Annotated in this window: 21 protein-coding genes; 11 read left to right on the top strand and 10 right to left on the bottom strand. The window is 68.2% G+C overall.

Annotation, left to right across the window (positions count from 1 at the left end):
- Window positions 1–26: 26 nt before the first annotated feature.
- The 3 genes from pyrE to rpoZ form a co-directional block, all read right to left on the bottom strand.
- The gene (pyrE, locus tag A3OM_RS0114450; protein ID WP_018044474.1) at window positions 27–617 is read right to left on the bottom strand and encodes an orotate phosphoribosyltransferase; all 591 of its coding nucleotides are present in this window, start codon (window positions 615–617) and stop codon (window positions 27–29) included.
- A gap of 165 nt (window positions 618–782) precedes the next feature.
- Complete coding sequence (locus A3OM_RS0114445) at window positions 783–3,020, bottom strand: bifunctional (p)ppGpp synthetase/guanosine-3',5'-bis(diphosphate) 3'-pyrophosphohydrolase (RefSeq protein ID WP_018044473.1); 2,238 nt, start codon at window positions 3,018–3,020, stop codon at window positions 783–785.
- 196 nt (window positions 3,021–3,216) lie between these two features.
- Window positions 3,217–3,627 carry a DNA-directed RNA polymerase subunit omega gene (rpoZ, locus tag A3OM_RS0114440; protein ID WP_018044472.1) on the bottom strand — a complete coding sequence of 137 codons (411 nt, stop codon included), beginning with the start codon at window positions 3,625–3,627 and terminating at the stop codon, window positions 3,217–3,219.
- A gap of 256 nt (window positions 3,628–3,883) precedes the next feature.
- Here rpoZ and A3OM_RS0114435 point away from each other — a divergent pair, with 256 nt between their 5' ends.
- The 11 genes from A3OM_RS0114435 (at window position 3,884) to A3OM_RS24795 (ending at window position 13,533) form a co-directional block, all read left to right on the top strand.
- Complete coding sequence (locus A3OM_RS0114435; RefSeq protein ID WP_018044471.1) at window positions 3,884–4,606, top strand: carbonic anhydrase; 723 nt, start codon at window positions 3,884–3,886, stop codon at window positions 4,604–4,606.
- 84 nt (window positions 4,607–4,690) lie between these two features.
- A complete protein-coding gene (gene fabD / locus A3OM_RS0114430; RefSeq protein ID WP_026176043.1) occupies window positions 4,691–5,632 on the top strand; it encodes an ACP S-malonyltransferase in 942 nt (313 codons plus the stop codon).
- Between the two features lie 14 nt (window positions 5,633–5,646).
- Window positions 5,647–6,387: a 3-oxoacyl-[acyl-carrier-protein] reductase gene (gene fabG / locus A3OM_RS0114425; protein ID WP_018044469.1), complete on the top strand. Its 741-nt coding sequence runs from the start codon at window positions 5,647–5,649 to the stop codon at window positions 6,385–6,387.
- A gap of 269 nt (window positions 6,388–6,656) precedes the next feature.
- On the top strand, window positions 6,657–6,893 hold the full coding sequence (locus A3OM_RS0114420; RefSeq protein ID WP_018044468.1) for an acyl carrier protein: 237 nt from the start codon (window positions 6,657–6,659) through the stop codon (window positions 6,891–6,893).
- Window positions 6,894–6,985: 92 nt separating this feature from the next.
- Window positions 6,986–8,245: a beta-ketoacyl-ACP synthase II gene (gene fabF, locus A3OM_RS0114415; protein WP_026176042.1), complete on the top strand. Its 1,260-nt coding sequence runs from the start codon at window positions 6,986–6,988 to the stop codon at window positions 8,243–8,245.
- A gap of 603 nt (window positions 8,246–8,848) precedes the next feature.
- Window positions 8,849–10,225 (top strand): endolytic transglycosylase MltG, encoded by a 1,377-nt coding sequence (gene mltG / locus A3OM_RS0114405; protein WP_026176041.1) that lies wholly within the window; start codon window positions 8,849–8,851, stop codon window positions 10,223–10,225.
- Window positions 10,226–10,384: 159 nt separating this feature from the next.
- On the top strand, window positions 10,385–11,263 hold the full coding sequence (locus A3OM_RS0114400) for a YicC/YloC family endoribonuclease (RefSeq protein ID WP_018044464.1): 879 nt from the start codon (window positions 10,385–10,387) through the stop codon (window positions 11,261–11,263).
- Window positions 11,264–11,274: 11 nt separating this feature from the next.
- Window positions 11,275–11,928, top strand: a complete 654-nt coding sequence (gene gmk, locus A3OM_RS0114395; protein ID WP_018044463.1) for a guanylate kinase — start codon at window positions 11,275–11,277, stop codon at window positions 11,926–11,928.
- A gap of 13 nt (window positions 11,929–11,941) precedes the next feature.
- Window positions 11,942–12,331: a glyoxalase superfamily protein gene (locus A3OM_RS0114390; protein WP_018044462.1), complete on the top strand. Its 390-nt coding sequence runs from the start codon at window positions 11,942–11,944 to the stop codon at window positions 12,329–12,331.
- Window positions 12,332–12,480: 149 nt separating this feature from the next.
- The gene (locus tag A3OM_RS0114385; protein WP_018044461.1) at window positions 12,481–12,939 is read left to right on the top strand and encodes a helix-turn-helix domain-containing protein; all 459 of its coding nucleotides are present in this window, start codon (window positions 12,481–12,483) and stop codon (window positions 12,937–12,939) included.
- Between the two features lie 69 nt (window positions 12,940–13,008).
- Window positions 13,009–13,533: a PIN domain-containing protein gene (locus A3OM_RS24795; RefSeq protein WP_348625460.1), complete on the top strand. Its 525-nt coding sequence runs from the start codon at window positions 13,009–13,011 to the stop codon at window positions 13,531–13,533.
- 57 nt (window positions 13,534–13,590) lie between these two features.
- Here A3OM_RS24795 and A3OM_RS0114375 read toward each other — a convergent pair whose 3' ends face one another.
- The 7 genes from A3OM_RS0114375 to fliF all read right to left on the bottom strand — a co-directional run bounded on the left by A3OM_RS0114375 (window position 13,591) and on the right by fliF (window position 20,434).
- Window positions 13,591–14,670, bottom strand: a complete 1,080-nt coding sequence (locus tag A3OM_RS0114375) for a lysylphosphatidylglycerol synthase domain-containing protein (RefSeq protein WP_018044459.1) — start codon at window positions 14,668–14,670, stop codon at window positions 13,591–13,593.
- Between the two features lie 196 nt (window positions 14,671–14,866).
- Window positions 14,867–15,193, bottom strand: a complete 327-nt coding sequence (locus tag A3OM_RS0114370) for a (2Fe-2S) ferredoxin domain-containing protein (RefSeq protein ID WP_018044458.1) — start codon at window positions 15,191–15,193, stop codon at window positions 14,867–14,869.
- A gap of 117 nt (window positions 15,194–15,310) precedes the next feature.
- Window positions 15,311–16,675, bottom strand: coding sequence for a sigma-54 dependent transcriptional regulator (locus A3OM_RS0114365; protein WP_018044457.1), 1,365 nt, complete (start codon window positions 16,673–16,675; stop codon window positions 15,311–15,313).
- A 52-nt stretch (window positions 16,676–16,727) separates the two neighbouring features.
- Window positions 16,728–17,072: a flagellar motor switch protein FliN gene (gene fliN / locus A3OM_RS0114360; protein WP_018044456.1), complete on the bottom strand. Its 345-nt coding sequence runs from the start codon at window positions 17,070–17,072 to the stop codon at window positions 16,728–16,730.
- 47 nt (window positions 17,073–17,119) lie between these two features.
- Window positions 17,120–17,713, bottom strand: a complete 594-nt coding sequence (locus A3OM_RS0114355; protein ID WP_018044455.1) for a FliH/SctL family protein — start codon at window positions 17,711–17,713, stop codon at window positions 17,120–17,122.
- Window positions 17,710–18,759 (bottom strand): flagellar motor switch protein FliG, encoded by a 1,050-nt coding sequence (fliG, locus tag A3OM_RS0114350; RefSeq protein ID WP_018044454.1) that lies wholly within the window; start codon window positions 18,757–18,759, stop codon window positions 17,710–17,712. The genes A3OM_RS0114355 and fliG overlap by 4 nt, the downstream gene beginning before the upstream one ends.
- A 61-nt stretch (window positions 18,760–18,820) precedes the next feature.
- A complete protein-coding gene (gene fliF / locus A3OM_RS0114345; protein WP_026176040.1) occupies window positions 18,821–20,434 on the bottom strand; it encodes a flagellar basal-body MS-ring/collar protein FliF in 1,614 nt (537 codons plus the stop codon).
- Window positions 20,435–20,618: the final 184 nt, after the last annotated feature.

Below are 20,618 nucleotides of genomic sequence, written 5' to 3'. Positions count from 1 at the left end.
CCTTAAGTTTCTAATCTTGCTTAGGATCAGCCCGGTGCTTTCACTCGGCTGCCGGGCTTGACGGCAGGCAGCGCGGCGAGTTCCGGCGGCAGCGCGTCTGCAGGATAGACCGGAATGTCGAGGGTGACCAGGGAGACGAGGGGAAGGCCGATCTCGCCGCGCCCGCCCGAGCGGTCGATGAGACACGCCGCGCCGATGACCTCTCCGGCCTCGGCCTGGAGGGAGGCGAGGCATTCGCGGGCGGAGAGGCCCGTGGTCACGATATCCTCCACGATCACCGCGCGCTGGCCGGCCGGGATGCTGAAGCCTCGACGAAGGGAGAATGGCCCGCCGGGATCGCGTTCGACGAAGATGGCGCGCGCCCCGAGATGGCGGGCCGTCTCGTAGCCGGGCACGATGCCGCCGATGGCGGGGGACACGACGATGTCGATGGGGCCGAAACGGGCGACGATGACCTCAGCCAGGGCCTTGCACAGTCGCTCCGTCCGGACCGGGTCGGAGAAGATCGCCATCTTCTGCAGGAAGACACCGGAATGGAGCCCGGAACTGAGGACGAAATGCCCTTCGAGCAGGGCACCCGCCTCGCGGAATTCCGCGAGCACCGCGTCTGGCGTCATGAGAAAAGTGTTCCTAGAATGAGACGGTCCGGCGGCGTTTGTGGCAGCGTGGACCACGAGGCGCAAGGCGCCCCGACCCGCCGCGGGCCTTCCCACACCAAGGCCTGGTAAACAGAGCGTTACGCGGCGGTGATGGCCGACGACGCGTCGCGGGAGCCCGGCCGTTCAGCCGTTGACGCGGTCGACCCTGCTCACGGTGCGCTTGCCACGCAGCTCGGCGACGATGGCGTTGAGGTGCTTCAGGTCCCAGACGGAGAGGTCGATGACGATCTCGGTGAAATCCTGGGTGCGCCGCTTCATCGAGACGTTGTCGATATTGCCGTCGTGATCGGCGATGACCTGCGCGATCTGGGCGAGGACGCCCGGCTCGTTGATCGATTGCAGGGCGAGGCGTGCGGGAAACCGCTCGCTCCCTCCCGCCTCGACGTCCCAGCGCACGTCGAGCCAGCGCGCCGGCTCGTTGTCGAAATCGGCGAGCGCCGCCGACTGGATCGGATAGATCGTCACCCCGACGCCGGGCGTCAGGATGCCGACGATGCGGTCACCCGGCACCGCGCCGCCATTCGGGGCGAAGCTCACCGGCAGGTCGTTGTCGAGGCCGCGGATCGGGATGGCGTCGGCACGGCCCATATCGGCGGCGCCTTCGGGGAAGGTCAGGCGCATGGCCTGCCCCTTGGCGAGGCTGAGACGCCCCGCCCCTCCATCCATGGGCTGCTGCAGCGCGGCCGGGCCCGTGCGACGCTCCTCCTTGTGGTCGGGATAGACCGCGCGCACCACGTCGCCCGAGAACATCTCGCCACGGCCCACCGCCGCGAACACGTCCTCCGTGCTCTGGCGCGCCAGACGGGGGAGCGCGCCCCGCAGCTTGTCCTCGGAGAAGCTCTTGGCCGCCCGCTCGAAGGCGCGGTCGAGGATCTGGCGACCGAGGCCGGCATATTGCCGCCGCACGGCCGAGCGGGTCGCCCGCCTAATCGCGGCGCGTGCCTTGCCGGTGACCACGAGGGATTCCCAGGCCGCCGGAGGCGATTGCCCGTCGGCCCGCGCGATCTCGACCTCGTCGCCATTGACGAGCTCGATCAGCAGCGGCGCCATGCGGCCGTTGATCTTGGCCCCCACCGCCGTGTTACCCACATCGGTATGGACCGCATAGGCGAAATCGATGGGCGTCGCGCCGCGCGGCAGGGCGATGAGGCGCCCCTTCGGCGTGAAGCAGAACACCTGGTCCTGGAACAGTTCGAGCTTGGTGTGTTCGAGGAACTCCTCCGGGCTGTCGCCCTCGGCCAGGAGCTCGATGGTCCGCCGCAGCCATTGATAGGCGCCGCTTTCCGTGGCGAGGCGCGGATGAACGCCGCCGATCTCGTCCTTGCCGCCGCTCTCCTTGTAATGGGCATGCGCGGCGATGCCGTATTCGGCGATCTCGTCCATGGCCGCGGTGCGGATCTGCAGCTCGACGCGCTGGCTCTTCGGCCCGATCACCGTGGTGTGGATCGAGCGGTAATCGTTCTGCTTCGGGGTGGAGATGTAATCCTTGTAGCGGCCCGGCACCATCGGCCAGGTAGTGTGGACGACGCCCAGGGCGCCGTAACATTCGGACAGGGATTCCACGATGATGCGGAATCCGAAGATGTCCGAGAGCTGCTCGAAGGCGACCGATTTGCGCTCCATCTTGGCAGAGATCGAGAAGGGCCGCTTCTGCCGCCCGGTGACCACGGCGTTGATGCCCTGCGCGGCGAGCTTGGCGGTGAGATCCCGCTCGATGCTCTCCACCAAGCGCTCCGACTTCACCGCGAGATCGGCCAGCCGCTGGGCGATCGTCGCGTAGATCTCGGGCTTGAGGTTGCGCAGCGCGAGGTCTTCGAGTTCCTCGCGCAGTTCCTGCATGCCCATGCGGCCGGCGAGCGGCGCGTAGATGTCCAGCGTCTCCTGGGCGATCCGCTCGCGCTTCTCCGGCTTCATGTGGTGGAGCGTTCGCATGTTGTGCAGGCGGTCGGCGAGCTTCACCAGCAGCACGCGCACATCCGCCGCCACGGCGAGCAGGAGCTTGCGGAAGTTCTCACCCTGGACCGCGCGTTTCGACACGAGGTCGAGGCGCTTGAGCTTCGTCAGCCCGTCCACCAGGGCGCCGATCTCGGGGCTGAAGAGCTCGCGGATCTCGTCGAGGGTGGCGGCCGTGTCCTCCACCGTGTCGTGCAGGACGGCGGCGACGATGGTGGCGTCGTCGAGCCGGAGATCGGTGAGGATCGCCGCGACTTCGAGGGGGTGGGCGAAGAAGGGATCGCCCGAGGCCCGCTTCTGCGTGCCGTGAGCGCGCATGGCGTAGACATAGGCGCGGTTGAGAAGGGCCTCGTTCACGGCGGGGTTGTAACGCCTCACCCGCTCCACGAGCTCGTACTGGCGCATCATCCGCCGCAACACCCTTCACACATCGTGACTACCCGCCTTTGTCTTATGTTGTCCCGCATCGCGGCCGGGCACGCCAGACCCATGGCGCCGCATGACACCGGTTTCTCGCGCCGAAAAACGAAAAACCCGGCGCATGGCCGGGTTTTCGCGAGATTGTCAGTAAAACAGGATCGTCAGTCGAAAATGGGTCGTCCGATCACTCGGCCTCTTCGTCCGTCTCGGTGGGCGGAGCGAGGTTCTCGAGGCCGCGCAGCAGATCCTCTTCGCTCATCCGGTCGAACTGGACGGCGCCGTCGTCGCTGGAGGATTGCGGCGCCACGGCGGCGGCGGCGGGCGAGCTCGACAGCAGCGGCACAGTCTCGGCCTCCGGCTCGTCGACCTCGACATATTTCTGCATCGAATGGATGAGCTGTTCCTTGAGGTCGTCGGCCGTGATCGTCGCGTCGCCGATCTCGCGCAGCGCGCAGACCGGGTTCTTGTCGCGGTCGCGGTCGATGGTCAGCGGCGCTCCGGCGGCCAGCAAACGGGCGCGGTGGCTCGCGAGCAGGACGAGCTCGAAACGGTTCTCGACCTTGTCGATGCAGTCTTCAACGGTGACGCGAGCCATGCGGGAGGGCTCCTTCCATAGACCGGGAATGTAGAGATTGATCCGGCTCCATACACCGCCTCGCGCGGCGCAACAAGCGCGACCGGCATATTGCATCCGCCGCCCACACGGGCAGCACGTTCGGGACCTGCGTTCCATCCCGGCCCGGGGCCGCTGCTTATCGCCAGGGCGACAGCACTCCGCGCCACGGTTATGCGTGGCCCTGGTCAAGCTCATGCGAGCCTTCGCATGGCGATTGGAAGAGGGCCCAAACCTCATGACGAAGACGCTCAGCCGCCGCGGCCTGTTCAGCTGTGCCTGCCATCTCGGCGCAGCGGCCTTCGCCGCCACCGCCATGCCGAATCTCGGTCTGGCGGCCAGCCCGTCCACGAAGAAGACGGACCTGACGGCCGACCAGGCCCTCGAGCTGCTGAAGGAAGGCAATCGCCTCTACAAGACCGACAGCCCGGTGCGCTCTGTGCAGGGCCGCGACCGCCGGATCGAGATCGCCCTCGGGCAGACGCCGTTCTGCGTGCTGGTGAGCTGTTCGGATTCCCGCGTCTCGCCGGAGATCCTGTTCGGGCGCGGTCTGGGCGAGCTCTTCATCGTCCGCAATGCCGGCAACACCGCCGATACCGCCGCCCTCGGGTCGGTGGAATACGCCGTGTCGCAGCTCGGCGTTCCGCTGGTGCTGGTCATGGGCCACAGCCGCTGCGGTGCCGTGCTAGCGGCGGCCGACGTGGTGGAGAACAACACCGTCTATCCCGGCTCCATCGGCCGGATGATCGAGCCGATCGTGCCGGCGGTGCTGTCCGCACGCGGCAAGCCCGGCGACTTCATCGAGAATTGCGTGCGCGCCAATGTCGACCGGGTCGTCACCCGTATGCGCACGGCCTCCGAGCCCGCCCTCCTCGATCCGCTGAAGGCGGGCAAGCTGCGCATCGTCGGCGCCTCCTACAGCCTCGATACCGGGGTGGTGGACTTCTTCAACGAGGCCTGACCCGGCCCGCGATGGCGGCGCCTCGTGTTGACACCCGGAGCGGGCGGTGCGACTGCGCCGCCCTTTCCGTGCGAGAACATGACCATGGCGCGCGCATTCATCTTTCCAGGCCAGGGTAGCCAGGCCGTGGGCATGGGCCGGGCCCTGTCGGAGGCCTTCCCCCAGGCGAGGGCGGTCTTCGACGAGGTCGACGAGGCACTGGGCCAGTCGCTCTCGACGCTGATGTTCGAGGGACCGGTGGAGGAACTGACCCTCACCGCCAACGCCCAGCCGGCCTTGATGGCGGCCAGCATCGCCACCCTGCGCGTACTCCAGGCGACACGCGGTCTCGATCTCGTCCGCGACGTGGCGGCGGTGGCCGGCCATTCCCTCGGTGAATACACGGCGCTCGCCGCCGCCGGGACCTTCACCCTGGCCGATACCGCCCGCCTGCTGCGCATCCGCGGCGAGGCGATGCAGGGCGCGGTGGCGCCCGGTGCCGGGGCCATGGCGGCCCTCATCGGCGCCGATGCCGAACTGGCCGGCTCCATCGCCGTGGAGGCCTCCGAGGGCGAGGTCTGCGACGTCGCCAACGACAACGGAGCGGGGCAGGTGGTGCTCTCGGGCGCGAAGGCCGCCGTGGAGCGCGCGGTGGCGATCGCGCAAGCGCGCGGGATCAAGCGCGCGGTGATGCTCAACGTCTCGGCGCCGTTCCACTGCTCGCTGATGGTGCCGGCGGCCGAGGCGATGCAGGACGCCCTCACCCGGGTGGCGATGAAGCCTCCCCTGGTGCCGGTCTATTCCAATGTCCTGGCCGCGCCGGTGCTGGAGCCGGCGGCCATCCGCCAGGCCCTCGTCGCCCAGGTGACGGGCACCGTGCGCTGGCGCGAATGCATCGCCGCCATGGCCGCCTCCGGCATCGATCAGTTCCACGAGATCGGCACGGGCAAGGTGCTCTCCGGCCTCGTCAAGCGGATCGCCCCCGGCGCCACCGCCATCCCCGTGGGCACGCCCGACGACGTGGCCGCCTTCCCGACGCTCAGCTGACAACAGGATTGCCCATGTTCGACCTGACCGGCCGCAAGGCCCTCGTCACCGGCGCGACCGGCGGCCTCGGCGGCGCCATCGCCCGGGCGCTCCACGCCCAGGGTGCCACCGTCGCCGTCTCCGGCACCCGCGCCGAAGCGCTGGACACACTCTCGGCCGAACTCGGCGGCGAGCGCGTCCATGCCCTGACCTGCGACCTCTCCGACAAGGACGCCGTCGAGGCCCTGGTGCCGGCGGCGGAAGCCGCCCTCGGGGGCCTCGACATCCTCGTGAACAATGCCGGCATCACCCGCGACAACCTCTTGCTGCGGATGAAGGACGACGAGTGGGACGCGGTGATCGCCGTGAACCTCTCGGCTGCGTTCCGCCTCTCGCGGGCGGCGGTGAAGGGCATGATGAAGCGGCGCCACGGCCGCATCGTCAATATCGGCTCCGTGGTCGGCGCCACCGGCAATCCGGGCCAGGTGAACTACGCCGCCGCCAAGGCCGGCCTCGTCGGCATGACCAAGGCCATGGCGGCCGAGGTCGCCACCCGCAACCTCACCGTCAACTGCATCGCGCCGGGCTTCATCACCTCCCCGATGACCGACGCCCTCAACGAGAAGCAGCGCGAGGGCATCCTCACCCGCGTGCCGATGAACCGCCTCGGCACCGGCGAGGAGATCGCGGCCGCGGCCGTCTACCTCGCCTCGAACGAGGCCGCTTACGTCACCGGCCAGACCCTGCACGTGAACGGCGGCATGGCGATGTACTGAGAGGGTCTCCCGACACGGCAGGCGGGAAAACCCGACGATTGTCCGGGAAAAAGCCACGGCGATGAACGGTTTGTGAACCGGCCCTCGCCAGCGCCAAAACCCTGTGCTACCACCCCGGCTGCCGTGCGAGGGGGGTTGACGGTTCAGCGTGTTGCGGGTTCTCAAGACCACGCGCGATCGGACACCGGCCGCTTCCAGAGATCCGCACCAGCGGGACGGCGGCCACGGCACCTTCACCATCACGATCGAATAACCAAGGACCAAGAACGATGAGCGATATCGCTGAGCGCGTGAAGAAGATCGTTGTCGAGCACCTCGGCGTGGAGCCGGAGAAGGTGGTCGAGGGCGCCAACTTCATCGATGACCTCGGTGCCGACAGCCTCGACACCGTCGAGCTCGTGATGGCCTTCGAGGAAGAGTTCAACGTCGAAATCCCGGACGACGCTGCCGAGACCATCCAGACGGTCGGCGATGCCGTGAAGTTCCTCGAGAAGAACTCCGCGTAAGCACGACGGGACGAGAGGCGCGAGGAGCGGGGTCCACGTGACCCCGCGCGCCGAACGACAGTGACATGACGGGACTGGTTCGGGATAACGCGATGCGTCGGGTGGTGGTGACGGGCTTGGGTATGGTGACGCCGCTGGGAAGCGGGGTCGAGGCCACCTGGAGCCGGTTGATCGCGGGAGACAGTGGAGCGTCGCAGGTGACAGCCTTCGACGTGTCCGATCTCGCCTGCCGCATCGCGTGCTCGGTCCCGTTCGGAGACGGCAGCGACGGCACCTTCAATCCGGACCAATGGATGGAGACGAAGGAGCAGCGCAAGGTCGATCCGTTCATCGTCTACGCCATGGCCGCCGCCGGCCAGGCGCTGGACGATGCCGACTGGCATCCCAAGAGCCACGAGGATCAGTGCGCCACCGGCGTGATGATCGGCTCCGGCATCGGCGGGATCGGGGGCATCTACGACGCCTCCGTGACCCTGCACGACAAGGGGCCGCGACGGATCTCGCCGTTCTTCATTCCCGGCCGAATCATCAACCTCGCCTCCGGGCAGGTCTCCATCGCCCACGGCCTCAAGGGGCCGAATCACGCGGTGGTCACGGCCTGCTCCACCGGGGCGCACGCCATCGGCGACGCAGCTCGGCTGATCCAGTTCGGCGATGCTGACGTGATGGTGGCCGGCGGCGCCGAATCTCCGGTGAACCGCCTGGCGCTCGCGGGCTTCGCCGCCTGCCGCGCCCTCTCCACCGGCTTCAACGACCAGCCCACCAAGGCTTCGCGCCCCTACGACAAGGACCGTGACGGCTTCGTCATGGGCGAGGGCGCCGGCGTCGTCGTGCTCGAAGAGTACGAGCATGCCAAGGCACGCGGTGCCCGGATCTACGCCGAAGTGGTCGGCTACGGCCTCACCGGCGACGCCTATCACATCACCTCGCCGGCCCCGGACGGCGACGGCGCCTTCCGCTGCATGAGCGCCGCGGTGAAGCGCGCCGGCCTCCAGGCCTCCGACATCGACTATATCAACGCCCACGGAACCTCGACGCCCATGGGCGACGAGCTCGAACTCAAGGCCGTGGAGCGGCTGCTCGGCGAGCACGCCGCCAAGGCCGCCATGTCCTCCACCAAGTCGGCCGTGGGCCACCTGCTGGGCGCGGCCGGTGCCATCGAGGCGATCTTCTCGATTCTCACCATCCGCGACGGCGTGATGCCACCGACGCTCAACCTCGACACACCCTCGGTGGAAACCGCCATCGACCTCGTGCCGCACGAAGCCAAGCGCAAGCAGGTCGATGTCGTGCTGTCGAATTCTTTTGGATTTGGCGGGACGAATGCGTCGCTGGTGATGCGCCGGGTCTAAAAAACCCGGCCCGGTCCGACGCTCCCGCCAGGATCGCCCGGATATCAGCCGGGACCTCACCGGGAACGACCATCTCGCCCTTTTGGCGCTAGGGCGTGGTCTTCCAGCCGGCGGACGCGATCCTCCGTCAATGGACGACGCCCCTACTCCTGGAATTCGCCGACGGGCTCGCCCTCGCCGCTGGATTCGGCCCTCAGGCACCGGCAGGGGCTTGGTGATGCTCGGTATCGGCGTGATCTGGGCCGGAGGGCTCGCTCGCCTCGGCATCTACGACCAGCATGACCGCCTGCTCACCTGGGTGTCCGGCCGTCCTCATCGTCTGCGGTGCGCTGGCCATCGAGCGGGCGGGACGGTGGAGCGATAATACGCCTTTTTGCCACAAAACCGGTTCAATCCGGCTCGCACAACCCGCCCGCCCGGGTGTAGTCAGGTTTGACGCAAGGATCCCGAAGCTTCTTGGCGAGAAGCCCATCCATGCGTCGGCACCTATTGCCTCGAGTCTCTTGGCCTGAGTCTCGTGCCCCGGTCGGCCAGGACGACACGACGGTCGCATCGTCGGGCCGAGACAAGGTTGGCGCGAGGCGAGGCCCGAACAGGATGTCCATGTTCTTCCGCAAGCGCAAAGACCAGGAGCAGGCGGCGATCGCGGCCCCGTCCGACGAGCCGTCCATGCCGCACCGGGTGTCCCCGCGCAGCCCCAGCGAGGCGATCAAGCCCACGGCCGCGCCGCCCCCGCCGGACCGCCCGGTGCGCGAGCGCGGCGGGTTGCTGAGCACGATCAGCGGCCTGCTCACCGCCGCCGTGGTCCTCGCCATCGCGGCGATGATCGGCGTGACGCTGTTCGACCGGCAGATCCGCGAGCCCGGCCCGCTCGCTGCCGACAAGGTCGTGGTCATCCCGCCCCGCAGCGGCACCTCCGAGATCGCCGACGCCCTCAGCCGCGAAGGCGTCATCGCCCATACCGCCCTGTTCGAATGGGCCTCCCGCTTCTCGGGCAAGGCGCTGAAGGCCGGCGAGTACACATTCAAGGCCCATGCCAGCATCGGCGACACGATCGAGACCCTGTCCACCGGCCGGCAAGTGCAACACGCCATCACCTTCCCCGAGGGCCTGACCTCTGAGCAGATCGTGGTGCGCCTCAACGACAACGACATCCTCACGGGCGACATCAACGAGATGCCGCCCGAGGGCTCGCTCCTGCCCGACACCTACAAGTTCGAGCGCGGCGCCACGCGCCAGCAGATCGTCAACCTGATGCGCGCCAAGCAGCGCGAAGTGCTCAACCAGATCTGGCTGCGCCGCTCGGCCGAGATCCCGGTGAAGACCCCGGCCGAAATGGTGACCCTGGCCTCCATCGTCGAGAAGGAGACCGGCCGGGCCGACGAGCGTCCGCGCGTAGCCGGCGTCTTCGTCAACCGTCTCAACAAACGGATGAAGCTGCAATCGGACCCCACCATCGTGTACGGGCTGGTGGGCGGGCGCGGCACTCTGGGGCGCGGCATCCAGCGCTCCGAGATCGACCGGGCGACCCCCTACAACACCTACGTCATCGAGGGCCTGCCGCCGGGCCCCATCGCCAATCCCGGCCGCGCCGCGCTCGAGGCCGTCGCCAACCCGTCGCGCACCAAGGATCTCTACTTCGTCGCGGACGGCACCGGCGGCCACGCCTTCGCCGACAGCCTGGAGGGCCATTCCCGCAACGTCGCCCGCTGGCGGCAGGTGGAGCGCGCCCGCAAGGAGACGCCCACCGACGCCGCCCCCGTGGACAAGGCCGAACCGCCGTCCGATCCCTCGGCGGTCCCGGGCCGGGCCTCGGCCTACGCGCCGGACGGCACCAACTTCGCCGGCAGCGCCCCGGACCCGTCGGCCCCGCGCCCGAAAGCCTTCGACGCGTCGGAAGGCACCAAGCTCGACCCGCTGCGCAACAAGACCTTCGACCTCAACTCGGCCAAAAGCGTCCCGGCGCTGAAGGCGCAATAGGGCACTGCCGTCACTCTCCTCCCACGTGTGAGGAGGACTTGGCGGTGGGGGGGGGGCGGCGGCCTCCACTGCCTAAGGGTCGCCCAACCACCCCCACCCTTAATCCCTCCCCACAAGGGGGGGGGGGGGGGTCGCACGACCGACTAAAGTTCAGACATCATGATCCTCTCCAGCATGACGGGCTTTGCCCGCGCCACCGGCACCACCGGCCCGGTCCAGTGGGCCTGGGAGGTCCGCAGCGTGAACGGGCGTGGGCTCGACGTGCGCCTGCGCGTGCCCAACGGCCTGGAATCGGTGGGCGAGGTGGCCCGCACAGCCCTGCAGAAGACCCTGACGCGGGGCCAGTGCCAGCTCTCGCTCAACCTCACCCGGCCCGAGACCAGGGCGCGGGTGCGCATCAACGAGGCCCTACTGGCAGAACTCGCCGCCGCCACCGCCCGCGTTCCGCGCCCCGAAGGCCTCGCCCCGGCCTCCCTCGACGGCCTACTCGGCATCCGCGGCGTCATCGAATCCGAGGACGAGCCGGCGGCGGAATCGGACAGCCTAGCCCATGACCTCGCCGAGGGCGTGGTGCGCCTCGTGGCCGACCTCGTGGAGGCACGCCGCGCCGAGGGGCGCCAGCTGCGCGCGATCATCGAGGGGCAGCTCGTCGCCATGTCCCGCCTCCGCCAAGCCGCCGAGGCCTGCCCCGGCCGCCAGCCCGAGGCTGTGAAGGCGCGGTTGTCCGCGAGCATCGCCGTCCTGATGGAAGCCGGCGGGCTCGACCCCGACCGCCTGCACCAGGAGGCCGTCCTCATCGCCGCGAAAGCCGACGTGCGCGAGGAGCTCGACCGCTTGAGCGCCCATCTCGACAGCGTCGGCGAGTTGCTGGCCAAGGGCGGCGCCATCGGCCGCAAGCTCGATTTCCTGGCCCAGGAGCTCGGCCGCGAGGCGAATACCCTCTGTGCGAAGGCCGGAGACATCGCGTTGTCGCGGATCGGACTCGACTTGAAGGCCGTGGTGGAGCAATTCCGCGAGCAGGTTCAGAACGTCGAGTAGGTTTTTCGGACATGCAGGCCACGACGATCGGGCGGCGCGGGTTCATCCTCATCCTGTCCTCGCCCTCGGGAGCGGGGAAGACCACGCTGACGCGCGCGGTCGCCAGCGACCCGAAATGGGGGCTCGACCTCTCGATCTCGGTGACGACGCGACAGCGCCGGCCCTCCGAGATCGACGGTAAGCACTACAATTTCATCGACCGCGAAGCCTTCGACGCCCTGCGCGGCGCCGACAACCTCCTCGAATGGGCGGAAGTCCACGGCAATTTCTACGGCACGCCGCGCCGCCCGGTGGAGAAGGTCCTCGGCGCCGGCCGGGACATGATCTTCGACATCGACTACCAGGGCACGCGGCAGGTGCGGGCGAAGCTCGCCGAGGACGTGGTGACGGTGTTCATCCTGCCGCCGAGCCTCGCCGAGTTGCGCCACCGCCTCGAACGCCGGGCCGAGGATTCGCCCGAGACCATCGAAAAGCGCCTCGCCAATTCCCGCGTCGAGATCCAGCGCTGGAACGAGTACGATTACGTCCTCGTCAACGACGATCTGAACGACGCCTTCGCCAAGCTGCAGGGCATCCTCGTCGCCGAGCGCCTCAAGCGCGTCCGCAACACCGGCCTGTCGGATTTCGTCGATGGGCTTCTAGCCGAGCCCGACAGGATCGCCTGAGGAGCCGAGCCCGATGTCGACACCCGACCGGACCATCCGCTTCAACCAGACCTGCCCGATCCTGCGCATATTCGACGAAGCGAAGACGCGCGAGTTCTATGTCGACTTCCTCGGCTTCAGCCTCGATTGGGAGCATCGCTTCGGCGACGACTTTCCGCTCTACGCCCAGGTCTCGCGCGCCGGCCTCGTCCTGCATCTCAGCGGCCATCACGGCGATGCGACGCCAGGCTCCACGAGCTTCGTGCGGATGGCGGGCATTCATGCCTTCCAGGCGGAACTCGGCGCCCATAACTATGTCCATGCCAAGCCGAGCGTAGAGAGCCTGCCCTGGGGGCTGGTGATGACGGTGACCGACCCTTTCGGGAACACCTTGCGTTTCTGCGAGGTCAAGCCCGAGCCGTAGGGCGGAGGCGCGGCTCGATAACTGCGATCTCGTCCTGTATCGCCCAGGCGTCATCGCGAACGCGCCACGACGGACGGCATTTCGCTTGTTGCGCTGGTTTCGTTTATTGCAGATATATCGCAGGAACGATCCAAGGGAGTCGGCTCACGATGACACTGCCCGCCTCCGCTCAGGGCCTCGGCGGCCGGCTACCGTCGGACGGCGAGCGCAAGACCGCCAACACCCTGCGCCGCCTCCTGGCCACTCAATCATCCGAGCAGACGAAACTGCGCGTGTTCGACGACGTTCGCAGGGAATCTGCTGAGATCACGCTCACTCCGGCCATCTCGAACCTTCTGATCGATCTCCTCCGCCATATCGGCCGGGGCGACGCGGTGACGCTTGTTCCGGTGACCCAGATGCTCACGACGCAGCAGGCCGCAGATATCCTCAACGTGTCGCGTCCCTATCTCGTATCGCTTCTGGAGCGTGGCGAGATCGCTCACATCACGGTCGGGCGCCATCGCAGGATCAAGGCCGAAGACTTGTTCGCGTACAAGGATGTCCGGGACGGAACCCGGAGCCAGGCGCTCTCGAACCTCGCCGCCCTCGATGGCGAGTTCCTGTAAGCGGTGTTCGCCAACCGCTTCACCGCGCTCGTCGATGCCTGCGTGCTCGCGGGTGCCCTCAAGTGAAACCTGCTTCTGACCCTAGCGGAACGAGAATTCTTTCGCCTGCGGTGGTCGATACCGATTCTGGATGAGACCGAACGCGCGATTTCGGACATCCTGGCGAAGAGGAGTGTCGCCGATAGCGAGGAGCGGGCTCGCCGGGCGCGGCTCTGCATGGAAACCGCTTTCGACGATGCGATGGTCTCCGATTTCGCCCGCTTTCTCGGCGCCTGCGAAGGGCTGCCCGACATAGGCGATGCCCACGTCGTCGCGGCGGCCCTGAAAACCCAGGCAGCGACCATCGTCACGGGCAACATCAAGCATTTTCCGGCGTCGGTTCTCGGTCCGTTGAATCTCGAAGCGCGAACGGCCGACGCCTTCATCGCCGACACCATCGCTCTCGATGAGGGCAAGGCGGTCGATGCCGTGCGGCAGCTTCGCCTGCGTCTGCGCCGACCAGAGAAGAATGCAGGGCAGTTGCTTCTCGATATGGAGGCTGTCGGACTGACCTCGACCGTCGATGTTCTCCGCTCGCATGAAGCGTCCCTGTAGACGGTACGCCCCGGCTTCTAGACGGGACCAAATCGCCGGCCTCTCGGCGACGACGACCTACCCCCGCGGAGGAGCCATCACCGTCGCCCGGCGGGCCTCTAGGGTCTGCCACAGGATCAGGGAGGGCAGGCCGAGCACCACGTCCGGCACGCGCTTGGCCAGCGACAGGGCGATGGCGGTGCCGGGATCGATGCCGAACAGGCCGCCCACGAGGACGAACCCGCCTTCCTGAACCCCTAATCCACTCGGCACCGGGAAGGCCGCCGATTTGATGGCCTGGCTCAGGGCCTCGATGATGACGACTTCGGCGAGGCCCACGCCCTCCACGCCCATGCAGGTCAGCGCGATCCAGATCTCCACGGCGCCGAGCATCCAGGCGAGGAGGTGGAGGACGATGCCCTGGAACAGCAGGGGCCAGCGCTTCGGAGCCCAGACCGTATCGAGGGCGCCATGCACACCCGCGTCGCCGGGCGCCGAGCCGGGTGCCGCCTCGCCCGGGTCGCGCAGGAAGCGCCGGCCGAGTTCGGCGACGCGGCGCTCGACGCCGCGCATGAGCGGGCTGCGCTGGAACAGGAAGAAGGCGGTGAGCACGATGGCGGTGACGCCGAGCGCACGCAGGGCCCAGGCCGCGAGGGACGCGGCGGACTCGCCTTCCATCTGCATCAGTAGCGTGACGCCGATGAGCACGAAGATGGCCTGCGTGCCGACCTGGATCAGCATGTCCACCAGGATCGAGGCTGCAGCGAACGTGCCCGACACGCCCCAGAAGGTGAGGAGACGCCCGCCGACGACGTCGCCCCCGACGGAGGCCACCGGGAGGAGCACGTTGATCCCGTCACGCACGAAGCGGAGGATGAGGAAAGCACCCGCCTCGGCGGTGGTGGAGAGCCGGTGCAGCACCCGCTCCCAGGCGAGACCACAGAGGGACAGGACGACGACGCGCATGAGCACGATGCCGGCGAGCCCGACGATTCCGATCCGTCCGAAGGCATTGGCCACCGAGGCGAGATCGTGGGTCGCCACCAGCCAGATGGCGAGGCCGAGGCCCAGCACCGTCCCCAGGACGGGCAGGTAGCGCAGGGCCTGTCTTCCGAGGCCCGCTCGGGCGGGCGGAGGCGCCACGACGCGGCGGGTCAAAGGGCCGGACTTCTGAAATGGACGAGCGCCAACGGAGACGATCCTCTCAATGCGGGTTTCGCAGACATGGACCCCGGTTCTACGATGACGATCTGCGACACATCGAAGGGACAGCGCATCCGGCGCTCCGCCTGTCACGCACAATCGAACTCGGGCCGATCCTATCGTGGCATTGGGGCTGAAATCGGAGACCGCCTCACTCGGACCGGCGGGCGGGCGGATAGACCGTGTCGAGGGCCTGCTCGGCATTGCCCTCCGGGTCGATCAGGACGATGCGGTTGCGCGATAGGCTGAAGGAGGTCGCCACCGCCACGAACCGCTTCGGGCAGGGGCCGAGGCAGCCCGTGGACACCACGCGGGTCATCCCGCCGAGGCCGCGCCTTTTCACCTCCCGCTTGAGCCGCCCCCGGATCTCGTCCTTCTTCAGGCCGACACGCTTGGTGCATTTCGCGCAGACCAGGACGATGTCCGAATAGCCGGACTTCGCCGTGCGAACGGTCGTGTCCTTCTCGTGTTTTGCCAAATCCGGGTGCCCGTTCCGTGCCCGGCGAGCCGGGGACCGGGACGCCATCCGGGCCACACCTAAGTCAAAGGGGGGAGGGGCGGCAACGGGGCGTGATGCCCCGCCGGCCAGCGCCCCTCAGCCATAGGCCGCCACGGCCCGGACGCTGCCGGGCTCCGCGACGCTGATGCCGGCATCGACATATTCGTTGAGCTTGTTGCGCAGGGTCCGGATCGAGATGCCGAGAATCTTGGCGGCATGGGTGCGGTTGCCGAGGCAATGGTCGAGCGTGTCGAGGATCAGCTCGCATTCCACCTGCGCCACCGTCCGTCCCACGAGACCGCGGGTGGCCGCCTCGGCGACCTGGGCGGCGCGCTCCACCGGCCCGGCGGAGCGGGCGAAGGATTCGCCCTCCGGGGTGGAGATCGCGTCGGCGTCGATCTCCGCTCCCGTCGCCAGCAGGACCGCCCTGTGGAGGGTGTTTTCGAGTTCGCGCACGTTCCCGCGCCACGGATTCTCACGGATGATGGCCTGCGCCTCGCGGCTCAAGGACCGGACCGGCACGCCGTTCACCTCGGCGTATTTCTTGGCGAAATGGGTGGCGAGTTCGAGGATGTCGGCCGGGCGCTCGCGCAGCGGCGGCAGGCGCAGGTGCACCACGTTGAGGCGGTAGAACAGATCCTCGCGGAAGGTGCCCTTGCGGACCTCGTCGATGAGATTGCGGTTGGAGGTAGCGAGCACCCGGATGTCGACCTTCACGGGAGCGGTGCCGCCGACCCGGTCGATCACCCGTTCCTGCAGGGCGCGCAGCAGCTTCGACTGGAGGCGGACATCCATCTCGGAGATTTCGTCGAGGAGCAGCGTGCCGCCATTGGCTTCCTCGAACCGGCCGATCCGGCGGGCGACGGCGCCGGTGAAGGCCCCCTTCTCGTGGCCGAACAGTTCGGATTCGAGCAAAGCTTCCGGGATCGCGGCGCAGTTGACCGAGACGAAGGGCCGGCTCGAGCGGGTGGACTTCACATGGACGTGGCGGGCCAGCACCTCCTTGCCGGTGCCGCTCTCGCCGGTGATCAGCACCGAGGCCTCCGACCGCGCCACCTGCTCGGCGAGCTTCACCACCCGCTCCATGGAGGCGTCGCGCCAGACGAAGGCGCGCCCGTCCTCGGAGACCGCCTGCAGCACGGCGGCGATCAGTTCGGGATCGGGCGGCAGGGGGATGTACTCGCGGGCGCCGGCCTGGATCGCGGCCACCGCCGCCTTGGCATCGGTGGCGACGCCGCAGGCGACCACCGGGGTGCGGATGCGCTCGTCGGAAAGCGCCGTCACGAGTTCGCGGATCGGCTGGCCCACATCGATCATGACGAGGTCGGCGCCCTTGGCGCGCAGCACGGCGAGGCCCTGCGGCACCCCGTCCGCATGGGTCACGGCCGCGCCGCGGTTCATGGCGATCTTGGAGGCGGTGACGAGTTCGCCGCTCAAGCGTCCGATGATGAGGAGCCGCATGGTCTAGTATCCTGTGTCGGTGGAGCCTCGCGCAGCAGCGCGGCGGGCGAGATCAGTGGTCGCTCTTGATGATCTCGGTCATCGTCACACCGAGGCGCTCCTCGACGAGGACGACCTCGCCGCGGGCGACGAGGCGGTTGTTGACGAAGATGTCGATCGCCTCGCCGACCTTCCGGTCGAGTTCCAGCACCGCGCCCGCCTGCAGCCGCAGCAGATCGCCGATGGGCATGCGCGACGAGCCGAGCACGGCCGAGACCACCACGGGGACGTCGAAGACCTGTTCGAGGTCGGAGGCGCTCTTGGGGGTCGTGGGCGCCTCGCGAATCGATTCGGAGCCGAGCCCGTCGAAGGACGAGTCGACGCCATTGAGCTGCGGCAGGCTGAAATTGTCGGACATCACGGGCTTTCAAAATCGAAGGCGTTGCGGGGTCGAGCGGCGACGGATCAGGAGTCGAGAGGGTGGCCGATGGCTTCGAGCACGGCGGCCTCGATACGGGCGCGGTCGCGCACGACCCCGCCATCGGCCCATTCCATCCGGGCATCGCCGGGGGCGAGGTCGGGCTCGCCGAGGACGATGAGACGACCCTCGAAGCCGCGCTCGCGGGCGAGGCTCTTCACCAGCGCCTCGGCCTCGTCCACCAGCCTGTCGTTCACGCGCACCACCAGATGCGGCACGCCGCGCAGGTGCTGCAGGGCCGTGCGGGCCGCGTCGCCGATGGCCGCGAGCGGCTGGGTATCGAGGGCATCGCCGGCGATGCGTCGCGCCAGGGAGACGGCGAAGGCCAGGGCCTCCTCCTCGCGCGCCGCATCCCGCGCGTCCGCCTGACCGATGAGGCCGGCCGCGGCGAGGCCGACGCGGGTGAGGGCATCGGCCATGCGGGCCTGGGCCTGGGCCTCGGCCTGGGCGCGCCCTTCCTGGACGCCGCGGGCATGGGCCTGCGCCACGGCCTCGGCCAGGGCCGCCGCCTCCTTGAGCGGGACGGTCGCGCCTTCGCGCGGCCGGAAATCGGTGTCGAAGAGGAACCGGCGGGCGTTCAATAGACCAGCTCCTCTTCGCCGCTGGACTTGGCGATCATGATCTCGCCCTTCTCGGCCAGTTCCTTGGCGAGCTCGGTCATCTTGGCCTGCGCCTCATCGACGTCCTTGAGGCGGATCGGGCCGAGCGAGCCCATCTCGTCGGTGATGTTCTTGGCCGCGCGGGTGGACATGTTCTTGAGGAAGAAGTTGCGCACCCGTTCGTCGGCGCCCTTGAGGGCGCGGCACAGGGTGTCGTTGTCGACCTTACGCAGCAGCGTCTGCACACTGCCCGCATCGAGCTTCAGCAGGTCCTCGAAGGTGAACATGAGCTGGCGGATCTTCTTGGCCGAGCCGCGATTGGCCTGGTCCAGGGCCGCGAGGAAGCGGCCTTCGGTCTGGCGGTCGAACGCATTGAACACGTCCGCCATCAGTTCGTGGGCGTCCCGCCGTGTGGTCTGCGCGATGGTGGAGACGAACTCCACCCGCAGGGTCTCTTCGATGTGGCGCAGGGCCTCCTTCTGCACCGTCTCCATCCGCAGCATGCGGTTGAGGACGTCGATGGCGAAATCCTCGGGCAGGATCGTCAGGACCTTCGCCGCATAGTCGGGGCGCACCTTCGACAGCACCACCGAGACCGTCTGTGGATACTCGTTGCGCAGGAACGAGGCGAGGATCTCCGGGTCGATCTGCGTCAGGCTCGCCCAGACCCGCTTGCCCGAAGCGCCCTTGATCTCCGCCATGATCGCCGAGACCTGCTCGGTGGGAAAGATCTTGAGAAGCAGCGATTCGGTGCGCTCGTAGTTCGAGGTGATGCCGCCGCCCGAGGAGAGCCGCGAGACGAAGTCCACGATCAGCCTCTCGACGGTCTCCGCCTCCAGCGATCCGAGCTGGACCATGGCGTGGGAGACCATCTTGACCTCTTCCTCGTCCAGCATCTGCCAGATCGGCGCGCCCTCCGTCTCGCCGAGGAGCAGGAGAAGCGCAGCCGCGCGCTGGGCGCCGGTCATGGCGCTCAAGCCCGCCTTGCCGAGATCCTGATCCGCGATGACGCTCAACCCCGAGGCCATGCCTCACTCCTCTTCGCCGCTGCCGTTGCCGCTACCGTTTCGAATGCCGTCGCCGTCCCGCTCAACTGTCGTGGATCCAGTTGCGCAGGACCTCCACCGTCTCGCTCGGGCTGCCGCGGACCATGTCCACCACCCGCTGGACGGTCTCCGCCTGCACCTTGCCGTTCAACTGCGCGAAGTCGACGAGGCGGGCCGTGGGGTTGTCGCGAGCCGGAAGCATCTGATCGGCGCCGGGATCGCCACCGGCCAGTGCCGGTCCCGAGACCAGAATGGCCTGGGTCGGTTCGGCGGTGAGGATGCGGCGCACGAGGGGACGGACCACGGCGAGGAGAACGATCACCGTCAGGAGGAGAAGCACCGACAGTTCGACCATGCGCATCACGTCCTCCTTCGACGGAGCCATGAGCGACTGGATCAGCGAGGGCTCGGTGAACTCGACGGGCGCGGGCGTCTCGGCGAAACGCAGGTTGACCACTTCGACCTGATCGCCACGATCCTTGTCGAAGCCGATGGCGGTGCGAACCAGGGTGGCGATCCGCTCGATGTCGTTGGCCGGGCGCGGCTGATAGACGGGGCGGCCATCCGCTCCCAGGACGTAGGCGCCGTCGACGAGGACCGCCACCGACAGGCGTTTCAGACGTCCGCCTTCCTCGACCACCGTCTTGGTGACGCGGGAGATCTCGTAATTCGTGGTCTCCTCGTCCTTCTTCGAGGAATCCTTCGAATTGGGGTTCGGGTTCGGCTGGTTGGCGCCCGGCAATTCGTTGCCGACGGTCACGGCGCCCTCGTTGCCCCCCGTGAGTGCGCTTTCGCTGCGGGTCTGCGTCGAGCGCACGACCTTGCTCTCCGGATCGAAGGTCTCCGAACGGCTCTCGATGCGGTTCCGGTCGAGTTCCGCCGTGACCTGCACCCGCGAGCGGCCCGCGCCGACGATGCCGGCCACGATCTCCTCGATCTGGGACCGAAGGCGGCGCTCGAGGCCGACCTGCTTCTCCTCCATGCCGGCGCCGGTCTCGGCCTCCGCACCCCGAGCCCCGTCCGCCAGCAGGCGGCCACGCTCGTCGACGATGGAGATCCGCTCCGGCTTCAAGCCCTCCACCGCGGAGGCGGCGAGATGGCGGATGGCGCGAACCTGGGAGGGGTCCATGTCACCGACGAGCTTGAGCACGATGGCGGCGCTGGGCAACTCGCGGTCGCGCTCGAACAGGCGGCGCTCCGGAATGACGAGGTGGACGCGCGCGGCCTGGACCCGCCCAATGGCCCGGATGGAGCGCGCGAGTTCCCCCTCCAGGGCACGCAGGTGATTGACGTTCTGGACGAAGTTGGTGGACGAGAACGCATCGCCCTTGTCGAAGATCTCGTAGCCGACGCCCGAGGCGCTGGGCAGGCCCTTGCCGGCGAGGTCCATCCGCAGGCGGGGCAGGTCGGCGCGAGGCGCCATGATGGTCTGGCCCGCATCTCCGCGCGTCTCGTACTTGATGCCGCGCGCATCGAGGTCCCGGATGACGGCCCCCGAATCCTGCATCGACAGGTCGGCGAAGAGGACGCCCATATCGGGCTTCGACACGCGAAGGATCACGAAGGCGAAGAAGCCGATCAACGTCAGGGTCACGGCCGCCATGGCCGCGAGCCGCGCCGGTCCCAACTTCGTCACCACTTCGAGAACGGACTTCACGACGCGACGTACCCACCCGAACCGGAGCGGCGGAAGGGCCGCGCTCGCTCGGCAAAATTTGCCCAGGTCGTGGTTAGCGTCCGGTTAACGATTTCCTTAACCCAGGAAAAAAGGATGGTCGGCGTTCGTCCGTTTCGAGCCGACCCCGAAACGGAAAGAACCGCGCCCCGGGGAGGGCGCGGTT

The organism is Methylobacterium sp. 88A (assembly GCF_000376345.1).
Classification (GTDB): domain Bacteria; phylum Pseudomonadota; class Alphaproteobacteria; order Rhizobiales; family Beijerinckiaceae; genus Methylobacterium; species Methylobacterium bullatum.
The sequence above is the reverse complement of the archived record's forward strand: the minus strand, read 5'-3'. Positions and strand labels throughout refer to the sequence as shown.